Source organism: Microbacterium enclense (assembly GCA_038182865.1).
Classification (GTDB): domain Bacteria; phylum Actinomycetota; class Actinomycetes; order Actinomycetales; family Microbacteriaceae; genus Microbacterium; species Microbacterium enclense_B.
The window spans coordinates 1327191-1352206 of sequence record CP116226.1 but is presented as its reverse complement, the minus strand read 5'-3'; the positions used below and the strand labels follow the sequence as shown (position 1 = coordinate 1352206).

Genomic DNA, 25016 nt, shown 5'->3' with positions numbered 1-25016 from the left:
CGCTCAGGTCCCGCCCGGCGCGTCGGACGAACCCCGTCGGCGCTTCAGCCACGCCGCGATGCGAGCCGTGTGCCGATCGGTGAACGCGTTCGACAGCGCAAGGGCCTCGGCGCCGATGTCGGCACCCGCGTCTATGGCGCGGATCGAGCGCAGGGCCCGCTGCTCTTGGCTCTCCTCGTCGCGCTCCATGCCGTCCATCGTACGGACGGCCCCGGCCGAGAGATCCGTCGACCTCAGTCGAGCAGCAGCGCCGGCTCCTCCAGCACGGATGCCACGTCGGCAATGAAGCGCGAGATGCCGTCGCCGTCGACCACACGGTGATCGAACGAGCCCGACACCGTGGTCACCCAGCGGGGGCGCACCTCGCCGTCGACGACCCACGGCTTCTGGCGGATCGCGCCGAGGGCGATGATGCCGGCCTCGCCCGGGTTGATGTTTGTAATCAAGAACACCGCAAAGATGGTCTCCGCGCTTCAGGCCGTGGGGGGACATCCACTGAGCCATACTCGACAGATGCAAACCGCAGCGAAGGTCTTCATCAGCTGGTCGGGCGACCAGACCAGGGAGCTGGGTCTCGCTCTCAAATTGTTCCTAGACGAGGCCTTCGCGGGCCACCTCTCAACATTCTTGTCCGATGCGGACATCGCTCCGGGCGAGCGATTCTTATCAGCCATTGCAGGAAATCTCGGCGCCGCCGACATGGGCATCCTGCTCGTGACAAGATCCAACCAAAGAGCACCATGGCTTCTTTTTGAGGCGGGAGCTTTAGCGGGCAAAACAGATCGCGGTAGTGTGATACCGATCCTTGTAGACCTCGACCGCTCGGAACTAATCTCCCCCCTCGATCAGTTTCAGAACGTTCTCGGCACGTCCGAAGCCGACTTCGGAAAGCTATGGAAGCAACTTCGTATCACCGCCGGGGGCATGCCCAGCGAACGCGCGCTAGGCCTTCTGATTGAAGACGGGTGGCCCCTGCTCGAGCAGGCCGTCGCATTGTCCGCCAGCACGGCAGATGACGCGCCCACTCCACGCCGCGATAGCCAGGACCTTCTCGAGGAGATTCATCTCGCCGTCAGCTCACTCGTGCGTCGTGATCAAGCTCCGAGCGGATGGACCGCGCCACCGAGCGTCAACTACGCACGATCCTCAAGGGTGCGCGACAACGGCGACATGAATCTCCCACCGGGGCAGCGAATTCTTCATACCGAGTTTGGTCCCGGAGTGGTCGACAGTGTGACCGGCGAGGGGGCGAAAGCAGTGGCACACGTTCGATTCGATAGCGTCGGGCCGAAGAAACTTCTCATAAAGATCGCCCCGATCGAGCTCGACGACTGATCTGCCGGCTTCCGTGGGCGAGCATGGAGTTGATTATGGGAGTCGCCATGGCGACGCTTAAACAGTGGCCCAAAACCGGCCCAGAGCGAGGTATCCGTGTCGGCACCGCACGCCGGCGTGTCACCCGAACCCTGGTGTCGAACACGCCCGAGAACGAGGGGGCGCTTTGGGCCGCGCTCGGGCTCTGGCCTGATGAGTAGTCTGCCGCAATGACTGCACGCTTCGTGACTGAGCGCGAGAGGACCCGCAAGGCGAGGAACGACCCTGCCTCCGCGGCTTGCAGCTAAGAAGCGAACGCGGCCGATCGCCCTCTTTTCCCCATCGGCGCCCACCACCCCCGCTCAGAGCATCGTCTGACGGTCGGAACGAGACCATTCCTCCTGCACCTGTTCGAAAAGGCTATGACACGCGTCGTTGCCACGAGGTCAGATTGGATGCCGCGAGGTCGACACGACACCAGGCGCCGGGAGTGGAGCTTGCGGCGATGGGGCAAGTTCATCGGCCGCTCCTCGCCCGGTCGAGCACCGATCACGGTATCAAGATGCACGACACATTCATTTTGGCCGGAGCATCCGACCGAGGCATCGACCTAGCGATCTTCGGTCAGAGGAGAGTGGGAGCGTCGCGGACAACATTCCCCTCGTCATCCGACGGGCCCGGTGAAGAGTGCTGGGAGCGACCAGCGGCTAGGACGTACGAGAACGCCTTTCCGCGTCCTCTCCGAGCAAGTAACGCCTTTCGACGACCTCGACAGGAATCAACAAGAGGACCCCTGGATCGTCATCGCTGATTCGCCAGTAAAACTGATCTCCACCCTCGATGTTCAGTTGACGCGCTAGCGCGATGGGTAGCCGAATCTGCAGCTTGCTGCTCATGGGATGTGGCCCGTTGAGAGGTGCTGCCATCACCCGATACTCCTCTTGGCTTACATTTTTTACAACACGCCGCACAGTTGCGTGTCATGAGCACCGCTGCCGCTGACACTTATGAAGCCAACTCTGGACGCTGTGTGGTAGCAGCTTCCGCAGCTTCGCGAGAGCCCTCGACCATAGGTCGAGGGCTCTCTTCTTGTATTCCCTTCTCGGCGTGGCGTCCACTGCTCATGACGGGCTAGGCCTACTGTGGGCGCACCAATACGGGCGTCTACCACCGCCCTAACCTCACGACAGCAACGAAAGATCCACGGTTGGCGCCGATGATTTCATCGAGCAAGAAGCACGGAAGCTACGTCAGCGATGCGCACGCACCCCGTTGACGCTCTCCTCCAATGCCCCGGCCTCGTAGCCGGATCGGTGTCGACCGTCAGAGTTCCAGTCGCAGCCTCTACTGGAACTTCGAGCTGATGCACGCGCGCCAGTGGAATCGCGCAATCCGCTCGGGTACTCGATATCGAAGAGAAAGGAGGAAGCAGCGATGTTTAATCCGAAGCACCAACCGCTCGGACCGAACGGCGCGTGGGTCACGAGCCAACGCGTTCCGGTTACCGGTCTTTGGGCCGACCAGTACGGCCTCGTGACGCGGCACCGCGCTGGTGGAACGTTCCCGCCGTGCGTCGGCCGTAAAGGCGAGCGCGCGTACCGACATCTTGTCGATGAGCATGATCTGGTCGACCAGGCTGTTGCAGCAGCCTGACCCAGCCGAACGGAGGGGTGTCGACCACAGGTCGGCACCCCATCCAGGTCTTATCTCGCAAGTACCACGCACGACGGGAACTGCGTAAAGACTCCTCCATCTTGGAAGCGTCCTCAAGTCTGGCGGCGTCAGTCGAGCAGCAGCGCCGGCTCCTCCAGCACGGATGCCACGTCCGCGATGAACCGCGAGATGCCGTCGCCGTCGACCACGCGGTGATCGAACGAGCCCGACACCGTGGTCACCCAGCGGGGGCGCACCTCGCCGTCGACGACCCACGGCTTCTGCCGGATCGCGCCGAGCGCAATGATGCCAGCCTCGCCCGGGTTGATGATCGGAGTGCCGGCATCCACACCGAACACGCCGATGTTCGTGATGGTGAACGTGCCGCCGACCTGGTCGGCCGGGCTCGTCTTGCCCTCGCGCGCGGTGAGCGTGAGACTCTCGAGCGCCTTGGCGAGCTCGCGCGTGTTCATCGACTGCGCGTCTTTGATGTTCGGCACGAGCAGGCCGCGCGGGGTCGCCGCGGCGATGCCGAGGTTGACGTAGTGGCGCACGCTGATCTGCGCGCCGTCCTCGGTGTCGACCCACGCCGCGTTGATCATCGGGGTGCGGCGAAGCGCCCAGATCACGGCGCGGGCCATGATCAGCAGCGGCGAGATCTTCACGTCGGCGAAGTCGGGCGAGGCCTTGAGGCGCTTGACGAGCTCCATCGTGCGCGACGCGTCGACGTCGACCCACACCGACACGTGCGGCGCCGAGTACGCGCTCGAGGTCATCGCGTTCGCCGTGGCCTTGCGCACGCCGCGGACGGGGATCGATTCCTCGCGCGCGTCGGCGGCCGGTGCCGGGGTGACCGGGGCGGCGACCGGAATCGTCTCCTCGCGCACGGCGCCCCACGCGGGCGTCTCGATGTTGCGGAAGACGCTGGCCTGCTCCGCGTGCTTCACGACGTCGTCGCGGGTGACCTCACCGGCGGGGCCGCTCGGCGTCACGGCCGACAGGTCCACGCCGAGGTCGCGCGCGAGCTTGCGGATGGGCGGCTTCGCGACGACGCCGACGGATGCCTTGACCGGCCGCTCAGCGGGCTTCCGGCGACGCGACGACACCGCGCCACCCGTGCCGTACCCGACGAGCACGGCGCCGCCGGGGTCGCTGGGCTCGGGGACGCTCACCGGTTCCGCGGGGGCCGGGGTGCTGGCATCCACAGATCCGATCGTGATGATCGGCGCGCCGACCTCGACGGTGGATCCCTCGGATGCCAACAGCTCCCCGACCGTGCCCGAGTAGGGCGAGGGCAGCTCGACGAGCGACTTCGCCGTCTCGATCTCGACGATCACGTCGTTGACGGCGACGGCGTCACCGGGCGCGACGCGCCACTGCACGATCTCTGCCTCGGTGAGGCCTTCTCCGACGTCGGGGAGAACGAAGGTCTGCTCGGTCACGGTGGTGTCCTTTGCTCGCGAACAGCATCTCACCGACGCTGCCCGCCGTCACGAAAACGGTCAGTAGGCGAGAGACCGGTCGACGGCCTCGAGGATGCGGTCGGCGTCGGGCAGGTAGGTGCCTTCGAGCTTCGCGGGTGGGAAGGGCACGTCGAAGCCCGACACCCGCAGCACGGGGGCCTCGAGCGCGAAGAACGCCTTCTCCATCACGGTCGCGGCGATCTCGGAGCCGAGCGAGGTGAAGCCCGGCGCCTCCTGCGCGTAGACCATGCGACCGGTGCGGCGCACGGAATCCAGCAGCGGGCCGTAGTCGACGGGCGACAGCGACCGCAGGTCGATGACCTCGCAACTGGTGCCCTCGCTCTCGGCGAGCGCCGCGGCCTGCAGCAGCGTCGTCACCATCGCGCCGTGGCCGACGAGCGTCACGTCGGTGCCGCGGCGGACGAGGCGACTCGCGTGCAACGGCAGGGCCGGAACCTCGAGGTCGACCTCGCCCTTCTGCCAGTACTTGGCCTTCGGCTCGAGGAAGATCACGGGGTCGGGCGAGTCGATCGCCTGCTGGATCATCCAGTACGCGTCGTTCGCGTTGGAGGGGCTGACCACCCGCAGACCCGCGGTGTGCGTGAAGTACGCCTCGGGGCTCTCCTGGTGGTGCTCGACCGCGCCGATGTGCCCGCCGTAGGGGATGCGGATGACGACGGGCATGCGCACCGCGCCCTCGTGGCGGTTCGTGATCTTCGCGAGCTGCGTCGTGATCTGGTCGAACCCCGGAAAGACGAAACCGTCGAACTGGATCTCGAGCACGGGGCGGAACCCGCCCATCGCCAGGCCGATCGCGGTGCCGATGATCCCCGACTCCGCCAGCGGCGAATCGATCACGCGGCGCGGACCGAAGTCTTTCTGCAGACCCTCGGTCACGCGGAAGACGCCGCCGAGCGGGCCGATGTCCTCGCCCATGAGCAGGACGCGGTCGTTCGTCTCGAGGGCCCGACGAAGCCCGGCGTTGAGCGCACGGCTGATCGGCAGATTCTCCGTCACTGCGCACCCCCTTCCATCGACGCCTCGTAGTCGTCGAGCCAGCGCTGCTCCTCCTCGATGAGCGCATGCGCCTCGGAGTACACGCTGTCGAACATGTGCGCGCGGGGGATCGTGCCGAGCTCGTTCGTGCGCACGCGCACGTCGTCGGCGAGCGCTGCACCCTCGGCATCCGCGTCGTCGAAGAACTGCTGCGACGCCCCGCGCGCCTCGAGGAACGCACGCATGCGGGCGATCGGGTCGCGCCCGGCCCAGGCCTTCTCCTCATCGGAGGTGCGGTACTTGGTGGGGTCGTCGCTCGTGGTGTGCGCGCCCATGCGGTACGTCATCGCCTCGATCGCGCGGGGGCCGCCGCCGGCGCGGGCCTCGTCGAGCGCGACCTTCGACACGGCGTAGCTGGCGAGCACGTCGTTGCCGTCGACCTGCAGGCTCGGGATGCCATAGCCCTCACCGCGCTTGTACAGCGGCGAGCGCGACTGCGTGGCGACGGGGACGGAGATGGCCCACTGGTTGTTCTGCAGGAAGAACACCTCGGGGGTCTGGAAGCTCGCCGCGAACACCATCGCCTCGTGCACGTCGCCCTGGCTCGACGCCCCGTCGCCGTAATAGACGATCACGGCCTCGTCGCGCTCGGGGTCCCCCGTGCCGCTCTTGCCATCGAAGACGAGGCCCATCGCGAGGCCCGTGGCATGCAGCGTCTGGGCGCCGAGCACGAGCGTGTAGATGTGCGTGTTGCCGTTCTTCGGGTCGGTCGGATCCCACCCGCCGTGGGTGAGCCCGCGCATGAGCCGGATGATGTCGAGCGGATCGACGCCGCGGATACGGGTGACCACGTGCTCGCGGTACGACGGGAAGATGTGGTCCTGCGCGCGGGCGGCGCGGGCGGAGCCGACCTGAGCGGCCTCCTGGCCGAAGGACGGGGGCCACAGCGCCAGCTGGCCCTGACGCTGCAGGTTGGTGGCCTGCACGTCGAACGCGCGGATCGAGACCATGTCCCGGTAGAACGTCTCGAGCTCGGCGTCGGTGAGGGCGTCGATGAGCGGCAGGTAGCGCTCGGCCGCGGGCGTGGGCGCCAACGTGCCATCGGCTGCCAGAACGCGCACGAGAGCGGGGTCGTCGAGCGGGGTCATGCTCCCACGCTAATGCTCCCCTTATGCCGAGCACCGCATGAGGTCCACAACGGATGCCGCGATCCGGCGTCCATCATCGACAAAGCCGGATGTGGCCGGTCGTCAGTCCCGGTTCCTTCGGCACACTCAGGGACCCCCGAGGACGCACCGCGAGGTGGCTGAGCCCATCGAAGCCACCGGATATCTCAGACCGACGTGGCACGTTCCGCGTCGCGCGTCAGCGCGGGGCGACGGTGGCCGCGACCTCGACGATGCGGTCGAGCGACTCCTCTTCACCGATCGAGATGCGCACGCCGTCGCCTGCGAACGGACGCACGACGAGGCCCGCGTCTTCGAAGGCCGACGCGACCTCGAGCGCGCGATCGCCCGCGGGCAGCCAGACGAAGTTGCCCTGGGCATCGGGTACCGGCCAGCCGGCCTCGCGCAAGCGGGCGACGAGGCTGTCGCGGCGCTCGGCGATCACGGTGACGCGCTCGAGCAGTTCGGACTCGGCATCCAGGCTCGCCAGCGCGGCCGCCTCCGCCGCGGCCGTGACCGACAGGGGGATGGCCGTGCTGCGGGCGGCGTCGAGCACGCGCGTGTGTCCGATGGCGTAGCCCACGCGGAGCCCGGCGAGACCATACGCCTTGCTGAATGTGCGGAGCACGACGATGTTGGGGCGGGCGATGATCGCGCGCACACGGTCACCCTCGACCGAGGAACGGTCGGTGACGAACTCGGCGTACGCCTCGTCGAGCACGATCAGCACGTCGGCGGGGACGGCATCCACGAAGGCGGCGAACTCGTCGTGCGTGACCGTCGGGCCGGTGGGGTTGTTCGGGCTGCACACGATGACCAGCCGCGTGCGGTCGGTGATCGCCGCGGCCATGGCGGGAAGGTCGTGGCGGAAGTCCTCCGTCAGCGGCACCTGCACGCTCGTGGCACCCGCGACGGCGACGAGCGAGGGGTACGCCTCGAACGAGCGCCAGGCGTAGACGACCTCGTCGCCGGGGCCGGAAGTGGCCAGCAGAAGCTGCGCGAGCAGCGAGACGCTCCCGGCGCCGACGTGCACGTCGTCGGGAGAGACGCCGTGGCGTGCGGCGAGACGTTCGCGTAGCCGGGCGGCCGTGGCATCCGGATACCGATTGATCCCGGTCGCGCCCTGGATCGCCTCGAGCACACCGGGAAGAGGATCGAAGGGGTTCTCGTTGCTCGACAGCTTGAACGCGTCGGCGCTGGCCTGACGCCCCTGGCGGTACGCCGGCAGTGCGGCGATCTCGGGACGGATACGGGGGAGAACCGGCTCTTCACTCACCCCGCGAGCCTAACCGCGGGGCCCCTCCGCGCGTCAGTCCCGGTCTGGCACCGATCGTCGCCGGGATTCACGCCCTGCCGCCGCGGCAGAAGGCATGCCAGGGTGGAGGCATGCGCTTCGTCGTCCGCGTCGCCGTCAACGCCTTCGCCATCTGGATCGTCACACTGCTGCCTGCTCTCCAGGTGCAGCTCATCCCGTTCGCGCCCGGAGAATGGCTCCAGGTGCTGCTGGCCCTGCTGTTGGTCGGCCTCATCTTCGCGTTGGTCAACACCATCGTCGGCACGGTCGTGAAGATCGTCGCGATCCCGCTCTACATCCTCACGCTCGGGCTGATATCCCTCGTGATCAACGGCTTCCTGCTCTGGCTGACGGCGGTCATCACCTCGAACTGGGACTGGGGCCTGCGCACCGGCGAGTTCTGGCTCACGGTCGTCGCGGCGCTGCTGATCGGCATCATCAACGCCGTCCTGGGCGGCATCCTGCGCCCCCGTCGCGACGAGCGGACACGCCACTGATGCGGGGAACGCGCTTCCCCGCCATGATGGGAGGATGACCGCGAACGCCGACGCGCCCTTTCGCGTCGTGTTCGTGTGCAGCGGCAACATCTGCCGCTCCCCCATGGCCGACGTGGTCTTCCGTCATCTGGCGGATGCCGCGGGCCTCGGCTCGCGTGTCGCCTCGACGTCGGCCGGCACCGGCGACTGGCACGTCGGCGAGCGCGCCGACCACCGCACGCTCGCGGCTCTCGAACGCCTCGGCTACGACGGCTCCGCGCACCGTGCCCGGCAGTTCCAGTACAGCGACTTCGAGCGCAACGACCTCGTGCTCGCCCTCGACCGCAGTCACGAGCGCGTGCTGCGCGGCTGGGCGCGCGACGACGACGCGGCCGACAAGATCGCCCTGCTGCAGTCGTTCGTTCCGGATGCCGAGACCCTCGACGTCCCCGACCCCTACTACGCGGGCCCCCCGATGTTCGACGAGGTGCTCGGTATGATCGAACGCGCCAGCCGCGCCCTGTTCCGGCAGCTCGAGCCCGCCATCCGTTCCGCGGGCTGACCCTTTCGCGCGACCCCCGGGAGACCCGTGTCCTCTCTGCCTCCGCAGCCCCTCAGCCCGCTCGACGGACGGTACTTCGCGACCGTGTCTGAGATCGGCGACTACCTGTCGGAGGCGGGCCTGAACCGCGCCCGCGTCGAGGTCGAGGTCGAATGGCTGCTCGCGTTGACCGACCGATCCCTCTTCGGCACGGCTCCGGTGAGCGACGCCGACCGCGCGAAGCTCCGCGCACTGTACGAGGACTTCGGCGCCGACGAGATCGCGTGGCTCAAAGAGAAGGAAGCCGTGACGCGGCACGACGTCAAGGCCGTCGAGTACCTCGTGCGCGACCGCCTCGACAGCCTCGGCCTGACAGCCCTCGCCGAGCTGACGCACTTCGCCTGTACGAGCGAAGACATCAACTCCACCGCCTATGCCCTCACCGTGCAGCGCGCGGTCGAGCGGGTGTGGCTGCCCAAGCTCCGCGCGGTCACGGCCGCCCTCGCCGAGCTCGCGGTACAGCACCGCGACGCCGCCATGCTCTCGCGCACACACGGTCAGCCGGCCACGCCCACCACGATGGGCAAGGAGATCGGCGTCTTCGCGTGGCGCCTCGAGCGCGTCATCCGCCAGCTGGACGCCGGTGAGTACCTCGCGAAGTTCTCCGGCGCCACCGGCACCTGGTCTGCCCACGTCGCCGCCGAACCCGACGTCGACTGGCCGCAGCTCACGCGCGAGTTCATCGAGTCGCTGGGCCTGGGCTTCAACCCGGTCACGACGCAGATCGAGTCGCACGACTGGCAGGTCGAGCTGTACGACCGCGCGCGTCACGCGGGTGGCATCCTGCACAACCTCGCCACCGACATCTGGACCTACATCTCGCTCGGCTACTTCACGCAAATCCCCGTCGCGGGTGCGACCGGGTCGTCGACGATGCCGCACAAGATCAACCCGATCCGCTTCGAGAACGCCGAGGCCAATCTCGAGATCGCCGGCGGATTGTTCGGCACCCTGGCATCCACGCTCGTCACCAGCCGCCTCCAGCGCGACCTGACCGACTCGACGACGCAGCGCAACATCGGCGTCGCATTCGGGCACTCGCTGCTCGCTCTCGACAACCTGCAGCGCGGGCTCACCGAGATCTCGCTCGCCGAAGACGTGCTGCGGGCCGACCTCGACGTGAACTGGGAAGTGCTCGCCGAGGCCATCCAGACCGTGGTGCGGGCCGAGATCGCCGCGGGTCGCTCTCAGATCACCGACCCCTACGCTCTGCTGAAGGACCTCACGCGTGGTCGCCGCGTCGGTGCCCCCGAGCTCGCGGAGTTCGTGCGCGGGCTCGACATCGGCGATGCCGCGAAGGAGCGCCTTCTCGCGCTGACGCCGGCCGCCTACGCCGGGCTCGCGTCGCGGGTGGTCGACGCGCTGTAAGCCGTCGGGGCCTGCCGTCAGGCGGAGTCGGTCGACGACAGGCCGTGCCTCGGGATCGAGGATCGGCGTGTCCGCCGCGACGTCCGCCTGACGGCCCCTCCGTGCCGGTGCCCGACGCGGCCCGCTCCCTCGGAGGGCTACGGGAGCGGCCCCACCGTCACGGCCGGAGCAGCTTCCTTCTCGGCGAGCGAGCGCGCCACCGCCTCGGCGACGCGGGCATCCTCAGCATCCTGTCGACGACGACGACGCTCGCGCAACCAGCGCGGGCCGAGAACGGCCGTGGCCACCCCGAGCAGCACGGCGACGAGGAGGGGCCACGGCACCGCCCAGCCCATCGCCGAGACGACGACCGGGTCGAGGTCCGTGGTCGACCCCGACGCATCGGTGACCGTGGGTGTGGCCGTCACCGACGCCCACACCAGACCCATCGCGGCGACGGCGGGGACACGGACGTCACGCTGCCACGACTCACCCGGGAGCAGCACGGGCGCGGCATCGACCGGGATCGCATCGACCTCACCCCACCCGAAGGGCCCGGCGACGGCGTCGGCGTCGGACGCGGTGAGCGACACGTTGCCGGCGTTGTGGAGGCGGTAGTGCACGGTCGCGTCGCCGAAGAGGAACGGGACGACTCCACCGTCCCAGTCGACGCTGAGACCGTCGACCGCGAGCGCCGGCGCGAGGTCGCCACCGACGCGGATGCCGGCACGGATGCCCAGGCGGCGATCGACGTTGACGTTCGCCGTCTGATCGGCCACGGTGAGCGAGGTCACGACGCCGCCCGCGTAGTCACCGGGCGTGGCATCGGCGGGGATGTCGATCGTGAACGGAACCTCGACGGTCTGCCCGGCGGGCACCGACACGTGGTGTTGCGGCACGACGATCCACTTGCCCACGCCCACCGGGTCCTCCGCGGCGAGGCGGAGGTCGACCGCGCCCGTCGAGGTCGTGTAGCCGTCGGCGGCGTAGACGTCGAGCTCGACCGCCTCGGTGCCGCGGTTGGCGACGACGAGCCCGTCGTCGAGGTGCGCTCCGGGATTGAGGGCGTACGAGAAGTTGGTGCGGTCGGCACCGAGCGCGTTGGACGCGGTGCGCACCGTCCAGGTGACATCGTCGGTGGCCGCGAATGCGGCGGGGGCTCCCGCGACGACCGCGGCGGCGGCGAGAAGAGGCACGAGAGCCAGCGCGAGACGAGGGGAAATGCGGTTCATGAGGGTCCTCCAGGATGAGCCGGCGGGGAGGGGCACTCCCCGCCGGCTCGGTTCGCTGATCAGCCGGCCAGCGCGGTGAGGGTCAGGGTCGCGCGGTAGCTCCCCTTGTCGATCGAGTTGGGGATCTTGAGGTCGAGGTCGGCGCCGACGACGCCGGTGCCACGGTCGTGACCCATCGCCGCGGAGCTGAGCACCCGGGACGTCGACAGGCCGTCACCGCCGTCGTAACCCGAGCCGACGGGAGCACCCGCGACAGCTCCGGCACCCGGCGTGACGATCTTGGGCGTCCACCCGAGGGCGGCGCCGTCGAAGGTCTTGGTGCCGTCGACGAAGTCACCCACCGACGCCGAGACCGACCAGGCGGCCTTGCTGCGACGCGTGTCGGTCACGGAGATCGGGTTGATCTGGCCCGTGGCCTCGAAGTACTGGAGGTTCTTCTCCTCCGCGGTGCCGAGGTCGACCAGGCCGTTGTGTCCGTTGATCGTCCAGCCGAACTCTCCCGGCGCACCCGAGGGAACGTCGACCTGGATGTCCTGGCCGTCACCGTGGTTGGGGTGGATGGCCACCTCGTCCTGGATCGAGCCGACGGCCTCGGCCGGCTTCGAGCCGTTCTCGGGACCGCACCACACCACCTTGTTCAGCTCGACCGCCGCATTGGGCGCGGCGCAGGTGCCGGAACGGATGTTCTGCACGACGAGCTGGTCTTTCTGGACCTGGACCTTGACGTACGTCCGCACGTGCTCCTGGTTCTGCACCGAGTTGTACCAGTAGCTGCTCGGGTTCAACGGGTCAGCACCGTTGCCCGCTCCGCTCGTGCCGCTGTTGTCGGGTGCCGTGATGTCGTAGTACTTGGATCCGGATGCCGAGTTCGCGGTGACGTAAACGACGCCGCCGGGGCCCTCGAAGACCTCGTCCTCGCCCGGCTTCTCGTCGGGGTTCGCCTTGGCACCGTTCTTGATCTCGTACGAGCGCGAGTAGCTGTGGTCGTGGCCCTGGAGGACGAGATCCACGCCGAGCTTCGAGAACGCCGTCGGAAAGTCCACGCGACGGACCTTGTTGTCGGCATCCTTCGCGTGATCCGCCGGCGAGTAGATCGCGTGGTGGTAGACCAGCACGGTGTACTTCGCCTCGGCGCCGTGCTTGTTCACGACGTCGGTGACGTAGGCGACGTGGGCATCGTCTCCGCCCCCGCCCTGCGAGGTGGCGTAGCTGTTGCTGTTGAGGTCGATGAACAGCGTGTCCTTGTAGATGAACCAGTAGTCGCCGCCCGACTCGGTGGCGGTACCGGCGGCGCCCTTGCGGTAGTAGGCCGCCGAGCGGTCGGTGTTCGGGGTGTACAGGTGCTGCTCGTACGCCTTGCCGCCCACGTCGTGGTTGCCGATCGTCGCGACCCAGGGGTACTGGCGCAGCTGGTCGGGAGCGAGGAAGGCGTTCCACTGCGACTCGGTGTTTGCGGTCTCCACCTGGTCGCCGCCCGAGACGAGGAGCTCGGCCTCGGGGTTGGACCCGACGGCGACGTTCATCGTGTCCTGCCAGCCCGCCTGGTCCTTGGCGGTGTCGCCCGACGACCCGATCTGCGGGTCACCGAAGAAGAGGAAGTCGTAGTCGCCCTCGAACGACTGCGTCCCGAAGGCGTAGGTCGACGACCAGTTGCCCTCGGAGCCGACGCGGTACGAGTAGGCGGTGTTCTCGGCGAGACCGGTGATCGTCGCGTGGCGGTTGAACCCGCCGCTCGTGGCGATGTTGGCGGTCCCGGATGCCGAGAACGTGGTGGCGGAGGCGGGGAACTCCCCGTTCACCAGCGTCGAGGTGGGAGCGACCTGCACCGACTGCGCGGTGTCGGCCGAGGAGTACCAGGTGACGATGCGCTGTGCTTCGTCGGCCCCGACGCCGAGGATGATGCCGGAGAGGGTTGCCGGGGAGTCGGCCTGGGCTGCCGATGCCATCGCCGTGCCGGAGAGCACGAGCGAGACGCCGACGGCGGCCGTTGCGATCCACGCGGCGCGGCGACGCGTGCGCGTCCCGTGCGACGTCGATGCGGAAAAGAGCATGGTTGTCCGTTTCTCTCGATGAGGGCCCGCGATCGGCGGGCTCCCCCACGCTCCGCCCGTCCGGTGACGAGTTGATGAATGGTTGACTCAGTGCACCTATCGAGTCGAGCAACGCTCGTCACTCGATACCGAGGACGCGTTGCACGAACCAGATGAGACCCGCAGCCGTGACGACCACCGCGAGCAGTCCGCTCGCCCACATCCCGAGGCGTGGATAGCGGCGCCGCAGGAGGACGAGCAGCGGGAAGACGATGACGATGATGCCGATCTGCACCGCCTCGATGCCGATGTTGAACACCAGCAGCGACCACAGCAGCGTCCACGACCACGGCTCGTCGATGCCCAGGGCCGAGGCGAAGCCGAGCCCGTGGACGAGGCCGAAGAGGAAGACGACGCCCACTCGCAGCCACCCGGCGCGATCGAGTCGGAGGAACCCGTGAGCGCGTGACAGGTCCTGGTCGACTTTGCCCCCGCGCCACAGACGCCAGAGGTACCACGCGCCTACGACGGCGATCGAGAGAGCGATCGTGGGTTCGACGATCTCGGCCGGGGCGGCGACAACCCCGGTCGCCGCCAGGATGAACGTCACGGAGTGCGCCAGCGTGAAGGTCGTGGCCGCGATGACGACCTCGCGAAGTCGCCTCGACCCGACGATGAGGGCGAGCAGGAAGAGGATGTGGTCGATCCCGGTGAGCAGGTGCTCGGCACCCAGGCGGAAGAACTCCCAGAACCGTTCGAGCGGCGATTGGGCCGTGGTGAACGAGGGGTGCTCGGCATCCAGGACCGTGCTTCCCTCGTGCAGATCGAGCGCGTAGGTGAGGATCGTCTTGGTGTCCGTGACGAAGCCCTCGTCGTCGGGGAAGAGGGTCGAGACGACCCCGTGTCCGTTCTCGGACGGCGGGCAGGCGTAGTCCACCTCGAGCGACGCGTAGGGAACGCCGTCCTGCCGCGTCATGGTGATGTCGTCCGCGAGGGTGGGGGCGCACGCCTGCCCGCCGGCGTCGATGCGGAAGCGCTCGGTCACGTACGACGACACCGCCGCACGGTGCGCTTGCAGCGCGGCGACCTGCTCGCCGGCGTCGTCGGTGGCGAACGCGTCCATCCCGCTCCGGTACAGCGGGTCGTCCTTCGCCGCATCCGCCGCCGAGACGACGAAGAGGTCGTACTCGACCTGGACCTGTGCCCGCACGACGCCCGGACCGCCGCTGGACAGGTCGGCATAGACGACGGACAGGATGCCGTGCGCCGCCGCCGGGGAGGCGGAGGCGAGGAGCGCGACGACGCCCGCAGCGAGGAGGAGAGCGCGGATCGCGCGCCGGATCGTTGAAGACATGAGGACCTTTCCGCGACGAGGGTGCTCCCCGGGCCTGAACGGCTGGACGCGGTCAAGAGAACGGAAACGGAACGTGTGCCCTGCGTTCTCCCGCGCGCCACCGGCGGCGCGCAGAGTGAACCCGTGATGTGGACGACCGCGAGAGGTGAGGCGTGAAGCGCCGGAGTATGAGACCGACGGCGGCGGTGGCGACGATCGCGGCCCTCGCCCTGCTGACCGGATGCGGCTCGGCATCCGGGTGGAGTGAGATGCGAGCCGCGCCGTCACCCCTCGGGACGCCCGCTGAGGGGTTCGCCCCCGCGACGCCTCCCGCGCCGGAGTCCACGCATCGACCGACTCCGGGCTCGTGGGACGGGGTGCGCGCGCCGGAGGGCTACCGCGTCGTCCTCTTGACGGTCGGAGACGACGCGCCGACGGCCGTCCTCGTGAACGCGGTGACGATGTGGGCGGAGCAGACGCGAGCAGACCTGGAGACGGTCCACGCCGACGACGACATGATCGACGGTGCCGTGAGGGCCATGCAGTTGAACCCGGATCTCATCATCAGCGCCGGCGATGCGCTGGTCGACCCGTTGGCCACGGTCACCGCGAACCATCTCGATCGCCAGTTCCTCATCATCGGCGCGGAGCTGGCCGAACCGACCGAGAACGTCACGGCCGTCGACTGGACGGGTGCCGCCTACCGCGGAGAGGGGCTGGGGACGGCATCCGCGTACGATCCCGCGTCGTTCACGGGGGAACGCGCGTCTGCGGCGGTGCGGGCGGGCGTCGCCTCGGTGCTCACCGGTCAGCGCGGCATCGTCCTCTGGATCGACTGAGCTCCCTCGCGAACCGGCCTGCCACGGGAGAATGGATGCCATGCGCGCGATGATCATGGACGCCCTGGCCGAACCGCTCGAGGTGCGCGAGGTCGAGGCGCCCTTCGCACCGGACGGAGGAGTCGTCGTCGAGGTGCACGCGACCGGGCTGTGCAAGAGCGACTGGCACGCCTGGGTCGGGCACGATGACGTCGCCCTCCCCCACGTCCCCGGCCATGAACTGGCAGGGATCATCGTCGAGGTGGGCACGGGCGTGCAGCGCTGGAACGTCGGAGACCGCGTGACCGTGCCGTTCGTGATGGGCTGCGGGGCGTGCGAGTGGTGCCTGAGCGGCAACGCCCAGGTGTGCCCCGACCAGCAGCAGCCCGGTTTCACGCAGTGGGGCTCGTTCGCGGAGCGGGTGGTGCTGCGAGCGGCGGACACGAACGTCGTCCGGATCCCCGACGGGGTCTCGTTCGAAGCCGCGGCCGCGCTCGGGTGCCGCTTCGCCACCGCTTACCGCGCCCTCACCGGCCGCGCGCGCGTGCAGGCCGGAGAATGGATCACGGTCGTGGGTGCGGGAGGCGTGGGGCTGAGCGCCGTGATGATCGGCGTCGCGCTCGGTGCTCGGGTGATCGCCGTCGACCGCACGCCCGCGGCCCTCGACGCGGCCCGCCGCCTGGGCGCGGAGCACGCCCTCGTCGCGGACGGCTCCGACATCGCCGCAGCCGTGCACGATCTCACCGGCGGGGGAAGTCACGTCTCGGTCGACGCGGTCGGCAGCGCGCAGACCGCTCGCGACGCGGTACTGAGCCTGCGCCGTCGCGGCCGCCACGTGCAGATCGGACTGCTTCCGACCGCGGACGGAATGACCGCGATGCCCATGGCGCGGGTGATCGCGTGGGAGCTCGATCTGCTCGGCAGCCACGGCATGGCTGCTGCTGACTACCCCGAGATGCTGTCGCTGATCGAGAGCGGCGCCCTGCGTCCGCACGACCTCATCGAGCGCGTGATCGGGCTGGACGAGGCCGCGACCTTGTTGCCCGCGATGGACACGGCTTCACCGGCCGGGATGACGATGATCGACCCGCGGCGCAGCTGACACGGGGCGGCGGAAGCGCAGGCTACGCGCGGGGCTTCTCGGGACCGTCGTCGGGGCGCGGGGCCTCGGGGGCGGCTGCGGCGTCGGGGGCGGCGGCATCCGGCGTCTCTTTGGGAAGCAGAAGCGGCCGGTCGACGGTGGCGGTGACCTTGGCGGGGTCGACGGCGAGCAGCATGAGCGCGACGCTCACGAGAACGACGATGAAGGTGACCCCGGCAGCGACCAGTCCGACCACGAGGGCCCGCTGGATCTGGTCGGCGGGGCGCGTCTGGAAGAAGCCCATCGACATGAGCGTGACGAACCCGGCGAACACGGCGGCTCCGAAGGCGAGCCCCAGAAGCTGAACGGGCTTCATCAGGTCGCGGCGGGTCGGCTTCTCGGCGGGCTTGTCGGTCACGACGCGGCCTCCTCGGTGGGTGCGGCCGGAATCGGCGCGGTACGACGCGGAGAGAATCCCGCGATCGCCAGGAAGACCGCGACGACCGCCGTGTAGCCGCCGAAGAGGCCGACGGCGATGACGATTCCGGTCAGGGTGAAGGAGCCCGCACCTTCGATGGCGTAGCCGAGCGAGTACTGCGGGCTGGTGAACAGGAGCACGGCGGCGAGCACGAGCGTCAGGATGCCGATGAGCAGGCCGTCGCGCGGAGCCGAGATCGTGCGTCCGGCCCGGCGGTCGCGGATGGCAGCGACCACCTCGATCGCACCGCTCACGACGGCCCACGAGATCACGATGCCGAAGAAGAAGCCGGTCTCCCGCCACGAGGGCACGCTCGCGGCCATTCCGGCCACCGCCGAGACCACCGCGAGAAGGATGACCGTGGCACGCTGTCCGCGGGGGAAGACGAGCCAGGCCGAGAGCGCGAAGACCAGGGCCGTGGCGAGGGCGAAGCCGCTGAACACCGCGAGGCCGACGGCCGCGGAGTGGTCCGACGAGAACGTGACCATCGCCGCGGCGATCGCGGCGAAAAGGGCGCGCGCGAGCTGCAGGTGGCGCACGTCGAAGGCGCGCGCAGAAGAAGAAGTGGCCACGGAAGATCCCGGAAGAACGGTGTCGATGGCATCCAGTCTATTCCTCGCCACGCGCCCGACCTCCGGAGAGCCTCGGTGCCGTACTACTCTGCGGGCGCCGACGCGAAAGCGTGCCCGGGGCGCTGTGCTGCGTGAGCGCGCGCGGCACGAAGAGCGGGTGAGGGGCGCCGCGGCGGGAGGGCTGTGCACGACCGGAAATAGGCCGGAAGCGGACGAAAATCAAGTCTTACGGGGTGTTCGGGGTCGGGGGTTATCCTTTGTGTCGCCGTGAGCGGTCGCAGTGTGACCGGGGGACAACGGGGGGAGTTTGCGATGAGTGATGTCGATCTCGAGGTGTATGGGGCACCGGATCTGACGTACGACTTCGGGGCAGCGGACGCGGTGGCCTCCGCGGCGAATGCGGCGGCGAACCACATCGAGGATCAAAGCGGGTCGCGGATCTCGAACGTTGCGACGGCGAACACCGATTTCCAGGGGCACTTCAGCCAGCTGTTCGCCGCGAACGCCGAGATCGCGGCCAGCGACGCGCGTGAGCTGGTGTTCCGGTTGCGCGACATCGCGTCGTTCATCGGGCGCCTGAACGACGCCGCCCGGGAGGAGAACGCGCGGCGTCGCCGGGCGCGGGAGTGGCGTGATCGTGTCGAGGCGCGCCGGTCGAATTGGCTGGATGCGACGTGGGACGACATCTTCGGCGAGGAGCCGCCGCCCACCGCGGGCCCGATCGACCCGCCGGTGTTCCAGTCGACGGCGCTGACGCCGTCGACGCGGCAGACACCGGCCCCGGGAAGTGGTGGGGGCGGGGGCGGTACTTCGTCGGCGCGGCCCGAGAACCTCCGCACCTTCGCCAACGGGAACGCCGAGCTGGATGCCGGGCTGTCGGCGCACCCCGGGCGGTTGACGGAGTGGACCGGCGACTTCATGCGGACGTGCGATTTCGGCGGGATCGATGTCAGCCCGGTCGTGGCGGGTTTCCGGGCGTGGTTGGACGCGAATGCGAACGATGTGGCGTGGGCGAACACGATTGCGCAGGCGTTCGAGGATGCCGGGACCAATGGTGGGGTGGGGACGGTGTCGGATGCTGCGTTGGCGGCGTCTTTGGCGGCGGCGGGGGTGTCGGCGACGCGTCAGGATCTGGTGATCGATCCGCCGACGGCGTGGGGTGGGGCTCCGACGACGGGGTTCGTGAACGACCCGGTGAACTCCGCGACGGGCAACTTCTTGGAGCCGGAGAACGATCTTCCGTTCCCGGCGGCGACGGGGCTGCTGTCGGTGACGCGGATGTACAACTCCCTCGACGACGGTGGCGGGGTGTTCGGCCGCGGGTGGTCCTCCATCCTCGACACCACCCTGCGCCTGGGCGAGGACGAGGCGCGGTTCGTGATGGCGGACGGGCGTCACGTCGTGTTCGGCGCCGACGGGCGGGAGTGGGCGCGGGCGGCGGGGGAGAACTACTGGCTCAACCGAGCCACCGCTGCTGAGCTCGCGGCGCGCGGCCTGGACGCCCCGGACGGGCTGCTCGTGACCGATAACACCGGCGGGTGGTGGGCGTTCACCACCGGCGGCGACTGGGTCGGCGCAGGTGCCGGGGCAGGCAATGTCGTGACCGTTCTGCGTGACGGGGCCGGAGCCGTGACGGCTCTGGAGCACTCCCGCGATCGCCGTGTGAAGGTGGAGTACGTCGACGGGCTGATCGCGTCGGTGTCGGCGTCGGACGGGCGCCGGGTGGAGTACCTGTACGACGACGAGCGTCGCTTGACCGCGGCGACCGGGGACGCGGGGACGCGCACCTACCGGTGGACCGAGGACGACCTCATCGACCAGGTCACCGCCGCGACCGGGGTGATCGAGTGCACGAACGTGTACGACGCGCAGCGCCGGGTGCGGGAGCAGATCACCGAGTTCGGGCGTCACACCCGCTTCACGTATCTCTCCGGGCGGGTGACGGAGGTCGCTGACGCGGACGGGGCGAACGCGAACACCTGGATCGCCGACCGTAAGGGCCGTCTGGTCGGTGTCATCGATACGGACGGCAACCGCCAATCCATGGCCTACGACGCGTCCGGCAACCTCGTGTCCGTCACCGATCGTGAGGGCCGTGTCACGGTCCACGCGTACGACGCCCGGGGGCGGAAGACCCGCACCGTCACCCCCGACGGCGCGGACATCACCTACGGGTACGACGAGCAGGATCGTGTCACCACCGTCGTCACCGCCGGCGGCGGCATCGTGCAGTACGACTACGCGAACGACCTCGAACGGAACCCGTCCCGGGTCACCGACCCCGGCGGTGGGGTCACCGAACTCGACTGGGCCGACGGCCTCCTCCGCCGGGTGGAGGACCCCGAGGGTGTCGTCGTCCGCTTCGACTACGACGCGCACGGTGAACTCGTCGCCACCCGCAACGCCGACGGCGCCATCGCGCGGATGGTGCGCGACGGGTCCGGTCGGGTGACCCAAGCGATCACGCCGCTGGGGGCGGTCACCCGGTACGTGTACGACGGCACCGGTTCCCTGGCATCCCGGGAGGACCCGGACGGCGCGGTCTGGCGGTACGAACACGGCCCCGGCGGGCAGATCACCGCGGTCGTCGACCCGCTCGGTGCGCGCACGGAACTTGAGTACGGGCCCCACGGTGGGCTGACCCGCACCACCGACCCCCTCGGCCGCACCATCGACCGCGCGTTCGACGAGTTCGGCAACGTCACCGGCGTCACCCTCCCCGACGGCGCCGCCTGGGGCTTCACCCACGACGCCCTCTCCCGCCTCCGCGAGATCACCGACCCCGCCGGCGGCGTCTGGACCCACGAGTACGACGCCGTCGGCGAGCTGGTGCGGACGACGGATCCCACGGGTGTGTCGGCGGAGGTGTCACGGGCGGACGCGACCCGCACGGTGCAGACGGCGTTCGAGCAGACCTCGGTCCGGTACGACTCCTTCGGTCGTCCGGAACGGATCCAGGATGCCGCGGGCGACGCATCGTTGATCACGTACGACCCGTGTGGCCGTCCGGTGGAGGTGCTGAACGCGGATGGCGGGCTCACCCGCCTCGAACGCGACCGCGCGGGTCGTGTCACCGCCATCACCACCCCCGCCGGTCGCACCACCCGCTACGAGTACGACTCCTGTGGTCGCCCCGTCGCCGCGATCGACCCCATGGGCGCGCGAACCGCCCTGGAGTACGACGCCGACTCCCGTGTCATCGCGCGCGTGCTTCCCACGGGGGAGCGTGCCGAGATCGAGTACGACGAGGTCGGTCGGGTGGTGCGCGAGCGAGTTCCGGGTGCGGGTGTTGCGCGGTTCGGGTACGACAAGGTCGGACGCCCCACGTTCGCGCAGGATGCGCGGTTCGGCATCCGTCGCTTCTCCTACGACGCCGCCGGCCAACTCGTCGCCGCGACCAACGGCATCGGTGGGGTGACCCGGTACGCGTACGACGATCGGGGCCGTGTGGTGTCGATCACCGACCCCGCCGGTGGGATCACCACCCGCACCTACACGCCGCTGGACAAGGTCGCCTCCCAAACCGACCCGCTCGGCCGCGTCACCACCGCGGACTACGACGCCGCGGGGCGGCAGGTGCGGCAGACCAGCCCCGACGGGACGGTCACGGAATGGTCGTACGACGACGCCGGCCTCGAATCCGGGCTCACCGTCAACGGACGGAAAGTCACCGAAATCCGCCGCGACGCGCGCACCCGCACGGCGACGATCATCGACCACACCACCGACGAGCCGACCACCCACACCCTCCGGTTCACGCGCCTCGATCGTCTGGCCGAGCGCACGAGTGAGGGTCGCTCCACCCGGTGGGAGTACGACGCGGACGGCGCCCGCACCCGCCTGATCACTCCCGACGGGGCCACCGTCGACTACACCAGGGATGCCGCCGGGCACCTCACCCGCATCGACCACTCCCGCCTGGGCGCGGTGCACTACACCCGTGACGCGTTCGGTCGGATTCTGGAGGCCCGCGCCGGCGACAGCCTGCAGACCTGGGAGTACCAGGGCGGGTACCCGGTCGCGCACACCCGCACCGACACCGACGGGGCGGTCATCACCCGCATCACCCGTGACGACGACGGCCGCATCACCGCCATCGACGGACCCGACGGCACCACCCGCTACACCCACGACGACGCCGGGCAACTCCTCACCGCCGTGTCCGAGGGCCGTGCGAACACGTGGGAGTACGACACCGCGGGCCGCCTCATCCGCGAAACCCTCGACGACACCGAACGCTCCTTCGCATACGACACCGCCGGGCAACTCCTCACCCTCACCGCCCCCGAGGGCGACACGACCTACGCCTACGACGGGCAGGGACGCCGCACGACAGAGACCACCCCGACGGAGTCGACCCAGTACGACTGGGACGACCGCGGGTGGATCCGCGCGATCACCCAGCACACCCCCGACGGCACCCGCCGCACCGACCTGCGGGTGAACGCACTCGGTGAGCTCGCCGAGGTCGACGGGACCCCCCTGACCTGGGATGCCGGCACCTACGCCGCCACCCCCCTCACCGTCGGCGACACGGACGTGTTCCACGCCCCCGGCGCGATCACCGGCATCGGCGACACCTGGAGCACCGGCGGATGGCGCGGCACCCGCACCACCGGAACCGACGACCCCTGGGCCGCGCTCACCACCGCCAACACCCTCGGCGGGGGGACAGTCGCTCTCAGCCCCGCCGGGGGACTCGAGGTCGCCGGGCTGGAATGGATGGGCGCCCGCGCCTACGACCCCACCACCCGCGGATTCCTCAGCACCGACCCCCTCACCGCACCCGCCGGCGCCGCCTGGGCCGCCAACCCCTACTCGTTCGCCGGCAACGACCCCCTCCACGCCACCGACCCCCTCGGGCTGCAACCCGTCACCGACGAACAACTCACCGCCTACGCCACCGCCCACCAAGGCGCCCTCGCCACCGCCGGCAACGCCATCGGCGAATGGTGGAACGAGAACTGGGAATACGTCGCCGGCGGCGCCATGGTCATCGCCGGCGGCGTCATGATCGCCACCGGCGTCGGCGGGCCCATCGGCGCCGCCCTCATCGGCGCCGGCGCCGACACCATCATCCAAAAAGCCACCACCGGCGACGTCAACTGGGGCCAAGTCGCCCTCACCGGCGCATTCGGCCTCATCCCCGGAGCAGGCGCCGCCGGCGGCCTCCTCGCCCGCGGCGGCGTCAACGCCGCCCAAGGCGCCGTCGAGAACACCGCCCAATACCTCATCAGCGGCCAACCCATCACCCCCGGCGGCCTCCTCTCCAACGCCGCCTCCGGCGCCGCCATCTCCACCGTCACCGCCGGCGCCCTCAACCGCATCCCCGCCAGCAACACCATCACCAAACTCGATGTCCTTCCCCCGAATCTCGCCGAGACGTTCTCCGGTGGCGTGTACCGGACATCTGTGCTCGACGCGGACACCGTCCTGTACCGCGCCGGCTCGACTCAGGGGAGTCCACTGGGTCAGTTCTTCTCCGCGGAGCCCCCCGCGGGCGTGATCCAAACCCGCATCGACAAGGCGATCCCGCCGGTGTGGCAAGACGGCACACCCGCCCCCCTCGACACGGGGTTCGCGGTGCACATCCCTGCGGGGACACAGATCCACACGGGGACCGTGGGGAATCAGGGTGGGCTCTACATGGGTGGCACCGAACAAATCGTCGTTCAAAAGCCCTGGGAGATCCCGGGAGTGCAGGTGGTGGATCAATGGCCTCTCAATTAGTTGACGACGCGATTGCGCAGGTCTCAGTTCTGGCGGAGGTCCTCGACTCCGTCGGCGCGGCGCGATATGCGGAGTTCTTCGCGCGCCTTGAGGGCGACCTACGACACGCGAGCGATCCCAGCGACATAAGAGAAGCCGTCCATCGCGGCCTGGCGATGTATGGCGGGATGAACACGTTCAACGACTACGTCGTCATGAGTGGCAACACCCCAGATGTCGAGAGCAATCGGAGGATCGATCAGTTGAGGACAGCCGTCTACGAATGCCTGCTCCGCCTCGCGGCCTAACAGCAGGAGGTCGTGGCGAGTTATCGCGTATCCAGGGCAGAGACCACCCGAAGGGCTGATGTACGTGGATCAGATCACCTCCTTCATTCACAGATACCTGCCGTTTCTCCTGGACAACGAGGTATATGACGTGACGCATGCGGAAGAGTCGACGGTCAACGGGGGCGACTCCCTCGTCGAGTTCGCGTCGGACAGTCTCCATTTCCGCTTCTTCACGGACCGGGGGCAGCTCTTCCTCGACCTTCGTCCGGGAACTTCGCGCCGCGAAAATGACTGGTACTCAATCGATCTCATCCGGCGCCTCTTCACGGGCGATCGCGAGGAGTCGGGGCTCATGGATCCCGGCTATGCAGAATTCATTCGAACGCGACTCGCGGACGTCGAGAAGCGTGTCAGCCCGGCCGAGTGGCCACACACCGAGAAAGCATTGAAGGACATCAAGCACAAACGCAGCGAAGAGATGTTCGGCTGAACGGCGCTGGAGCGAAAGAGAAGCCCAGTCAGCTTCCCGGGCCTCGAGGCAACTCGACAAACCGCAGAATGAGGAGTTGAACAGTGAACTTCGCCACCACCGCCGTGAGCGTCGGAATCGCCGTCGCGGCGATGGTCGTCATCACACTCGCGGTGTCCGGGGGCGTCCGCCGCTCACCGGCGACCGCCACCTACAAGGCCACCAAGGGCAACGTTCTTTTCGTCGTCTCCACACGACGCGGGCAACGAGTGCTCATCCGCACTGTCGGCATCACCGTCATCGTCCTGGGAGCGATCATCGCGTTGGTCGCCGCTACCCGTCCCCCGTCGTCGCCCGCAATGGGAATCGCCGGTACCGCGATGATCGTCGGTGGCATCCTGTTCGTCCTCCTCGCCAAGGGAATGCACCGACTGCGGCTCGAGGTCACCCCTGACACCATCTGGTCCTTCCCGATGATCGCCGCGCCCCGGGAGATCCCGCTCGCGGAGATCACCGGTCTCGCCCCTCACATCACGAGCAACTACGGCGGCATCCTGGGCAAGACCGGCTCGAAGACCCGGTTCTCCGCCACCGGCATCATGCTCGGCTACCCGCAGCTCATCGAGTACTTCCGGGAGTACCGCCCCGACCTCCCGATCCCCGACGCCGCCCGCCCCCTGCAAGAGCGATGAGG

General features: G+C 68.9%; 20 protein-coding genes and 1 pseudogene. 10 read left to right on the top strand and 11 right to left on the bottom strand.

Annotated features, from left to right (window positions below; all coding sequences use genetic code 11):
* Window positions 1-3: 3 nt before the first annotated feature.
* Window positions 4-189 carry a hypothetical protein gene (locus tag PIR02_06355; protein WZH38285.1) on the bottom strand — a complete coding sequence of 62 codons (186 nt, stop codon included), beginning with the start codon at window positions 187-189 and terminating at the stop codon, window positions 4-6.
* 44 nt (window positions 190-233) lie between these two features.
* Window positions 234-434 (bottom strand): annotated as a pseudogene (locus PIR02_06350) (2-oxo acid dehydrogenase subunit E2).
* A gap of 79 nt (window positions 435-513) precedes the next feature.
* On the opposite strand from PIR02_06350, the gene PIR02_06345 reads away from it, so the two are divergent.
* The gene (locus PIR02_06345) at window positions 514-1335 is read left to right on the top strand and encodes a toll/interleukin-1 receptor domain-containing protein (protein ID WZH38284.1); all 822 of its coding nucleotides are present in this window, start codon (window positions 514-516) and stop codon (window positions 1333-1335) included.
* A gap of 1760 nt (window positions 1336-3095) precedes the next feature.
* On the opposite strand, the gene PIR02_06340 is transcribed toward PIR02_06345, so the two are convergent.
* From PIR02_06340 to PIR02_06325, 4 genes are all read right to left on the bottom strand, one after another.
* Complete coding sequence (locus tag PIR02_06340) at window positions 3096-4409, bottom strand: dihydrolipoamide acetyltransferase family protein (GenBank protein ID WZH38283.1); 1314 nt, start codon at window positions 4407-4409, stop codon at window positions 3096-3098.
* Between the two features lie 60 nt (window positions 4410-4469).
* The gene (locus tag PIR02_06335; GenBank protein WZH38282.1) at window positions 4470-5447 is read right to left on the bottom strand and encodes an alpha-ketoacid dehydrogenase subunit beta; all 978 of its coding nucleotides are present in this window, start codon (window positions 5445-5447) and stop codon (window positions 4470-4472) included.
* Entirely contained in the window at window positions 5444-6574 is a 1131-nt protein-coding gene (locus PIR02_06330) for a thiamine pyrophosphate-dependent dehydrogenase E1 component subunit alpha (protein ID WZH38281.1), read from the bottom strand. Before PIR02_06330 ends, PIR02_06335 begins: the two co-directional genes overlap by 4 nt.
* 217 nt (window positions 6575-6791) lie before the next feature.
* Window positions 6792-7868 (bottom strand): histidinol-phosphate transaminase, encoded by a 1077-nt coding sequence (locus tag PIR02_06325; GenBank protein WZH38280.1) that lies wholly within the window; start codon window positions 7866-7868, stop codon window positions 6792-6794.
* Window positions 7869-7978: 110 nt separating this feature from the next.
* Here PIR02_06325 and PIR02_06320 point away from each other — a divergent pair, with 110 nt between their 5' ends.
* Genes PIR02_06320 through purB form a run of 3 tightly spaced genes read left to right on the top strand, consistent with a single transcriptional unit; the run spans window position 7979 to window position 10331 of the window.
* Entirely contained in the window at window positions 7979-8383 is a 405-nt protein-coding gene (locus tag PIR02_06320) for a phage holin family protein (protein WZH38279.1), read from the top strand.
* Between the two features lie 34 nt (window positions 8384-8417).
* Entirely contained in the window at window positions 8418-8924 is a 507-nt protein-coding gene (locus PIR02_06315; protein ID WZH38278.1) for a low molecular weight phosphotyrosine protein phosphatase, read from the top strand.
* Window positions 8925-8951: 27 nt separating this feature from the next.
* The gene (gene purB / locus PIR02_06310; protein WZH38277.1) at window positions 8952-10331 is read left to right on the top strand and encodes an adenylosuccinate lyase; all 1380 of its coding nucleotides are present in this window, start codon (window positions 8952-8954) and stop codon (window positions 10329-10331) included.
* A 137-nt stretch (window positions 10332-10468) separates the two neighbouring features.
* On the opposite strand, the gene PIR02_06305 is transcribed toward purB, so the two are convergent.
* The 3 genes from PIR02_06305 to PIR02_06295 form a co-directional block, all read right to left on the bottom strand.
* A complete protein-coding gene (locus PIR02_06305; GenBank protein WZH38276.1) occupies window positions 10469-11542 on the bottom strand; it encodes a DUF916 domain-containing protein in 1074 nt (357 codons plus the stop codon).
* 59 nt (window positions 11543-11601) lie between these two features.
* Window positions 11602-13593, bottom strand: a complete 1992-nt coding sequence (locus tag PIR02_06300) for a metallophosphoesterase family protein (GenBank protein WZH38275.1) — start codon at window positions 13591-13593, stop codon at window positions 11602-11604.
* Between the two features lie 118 nt (window positions 13594-13711).
* On the bottom strand, window positions 13712-14926 hold the full coding sequence (locus PIR02_06295) for a HupE/UreJ family protein (GenBank protein WZH38274.1): 1215 nt from the start codon (window positions 14924-14926) through the stop codon (window positions 13712-13714).
* A gap of 167 nt (window positions 14927-15093) precedes the next feature.
* Between PIR02_06295 and PIR02_06290 the strand changes: the two genes are divergently transcribed.
* Entirely contained in the window at window positions 15094-15744 is a 651-nt protein-coding gene (locus PIR02_06290; GenBank protein ID WZH38273.1) for a hypothetical protein, read from the top strand.
* A 40-nt stretch (window positions 15745-15784) separates the two neighbouring features.
* Window positions 15785-16825, top strand: a complete 1041-nt coding sequence (locus tag PIR02_06285; GenBank protein ID WZH38272.1) for a zinc-dependent alcohol dehydrogenase family protein — start codon at window positions 15785-15787, stop codon at window positions 16823-16825.
* A 22-nt stretch (window positions 16826-16847) separates the two neighbouring features.
* On the opposite strand, the gene PIR02_06280 is transcribed toward PIR02_06285, so the two are convergent.
* Entirely contained in the window at window positions 16848-17222 is a 375-nt protein-coding gene (locus PIR02_06280; protein WZH38271.1) for an amino acid transporter, read from the bottom strand.
* Window positions 17219-17854 carry an acyl-CoA synthetase gene (locus PIR02_06275; protein WZH38270.1) on the bottom strand — a complete coding sequence of 212 codons (636 nt, stop codon included), beginning with the start codon at window positions 17852-17854 and terminating at the stop codon, window positions 17219-17221. The genes PIR02_06280 and PIR02_06275 overlap by 4 nt, the downstream gene beginning before the upstream one ends.
* A 312-nt stretch (window positions 17855-18166) precedes the next feature.
* On the opposite strand from PIR02_06275, the gene PIR02_06270 reads away from it, so the two are divergent.
* The 4 genes from PIR02_06270 to PIR02_06255 all read left to right on the top strand — a co-directional run bounded on the left by PIR02_06270 (window position 18167) and on the right by PIR02_06255 (window position 25014).
* Window positions 18167-23584, top strand: a complete 5418-nt coding sequence (locus PIR02_06270) for a DUF6531 domain-containing protein (protein WZH38269.1) — start codon at window positions 18167-18169, stop codon at window positions 23582-23584.
* A complete protein-coding gene (locus PIR02_06265) occupies window positions 23569-23871 on the top strand; it encodes a hypothetical protein (GenBank protein WZH38268.1) in 303 nt (100 codons plus the stop codon). Before PIR02_06270 ends, PIR02_06265 begins: the two co-directional genes overlap by 16 nt.
* A gap of 64 nt (window positions 23872-23935) precedes the next feature.
* Window positions 23936-24343 carry a hypothetical protein gene (locus PIR02_06260; protein ID WZH38267.1) on the top strand — a complete coding sequence of 136 codons (408 nt, stop codon included), beginning with the start codon at window positions 23936-23938 and terminating at the stop codon, window positions 24341-24343.
* Between the two features lie 83 nt (window positions 24344-24426).
* Complete coding sequence (locus PIR02_06255) at window positions 24427-25014, top strand: hypothetical protein (GenBank protein WZH38266.1); 588 nt, start codon at window positions 24427-24429, stop codon at window positions 25012-25014.
* The last annotated feature ends 2 nt before the right edge of the window (window positions 25015-25016 follow it).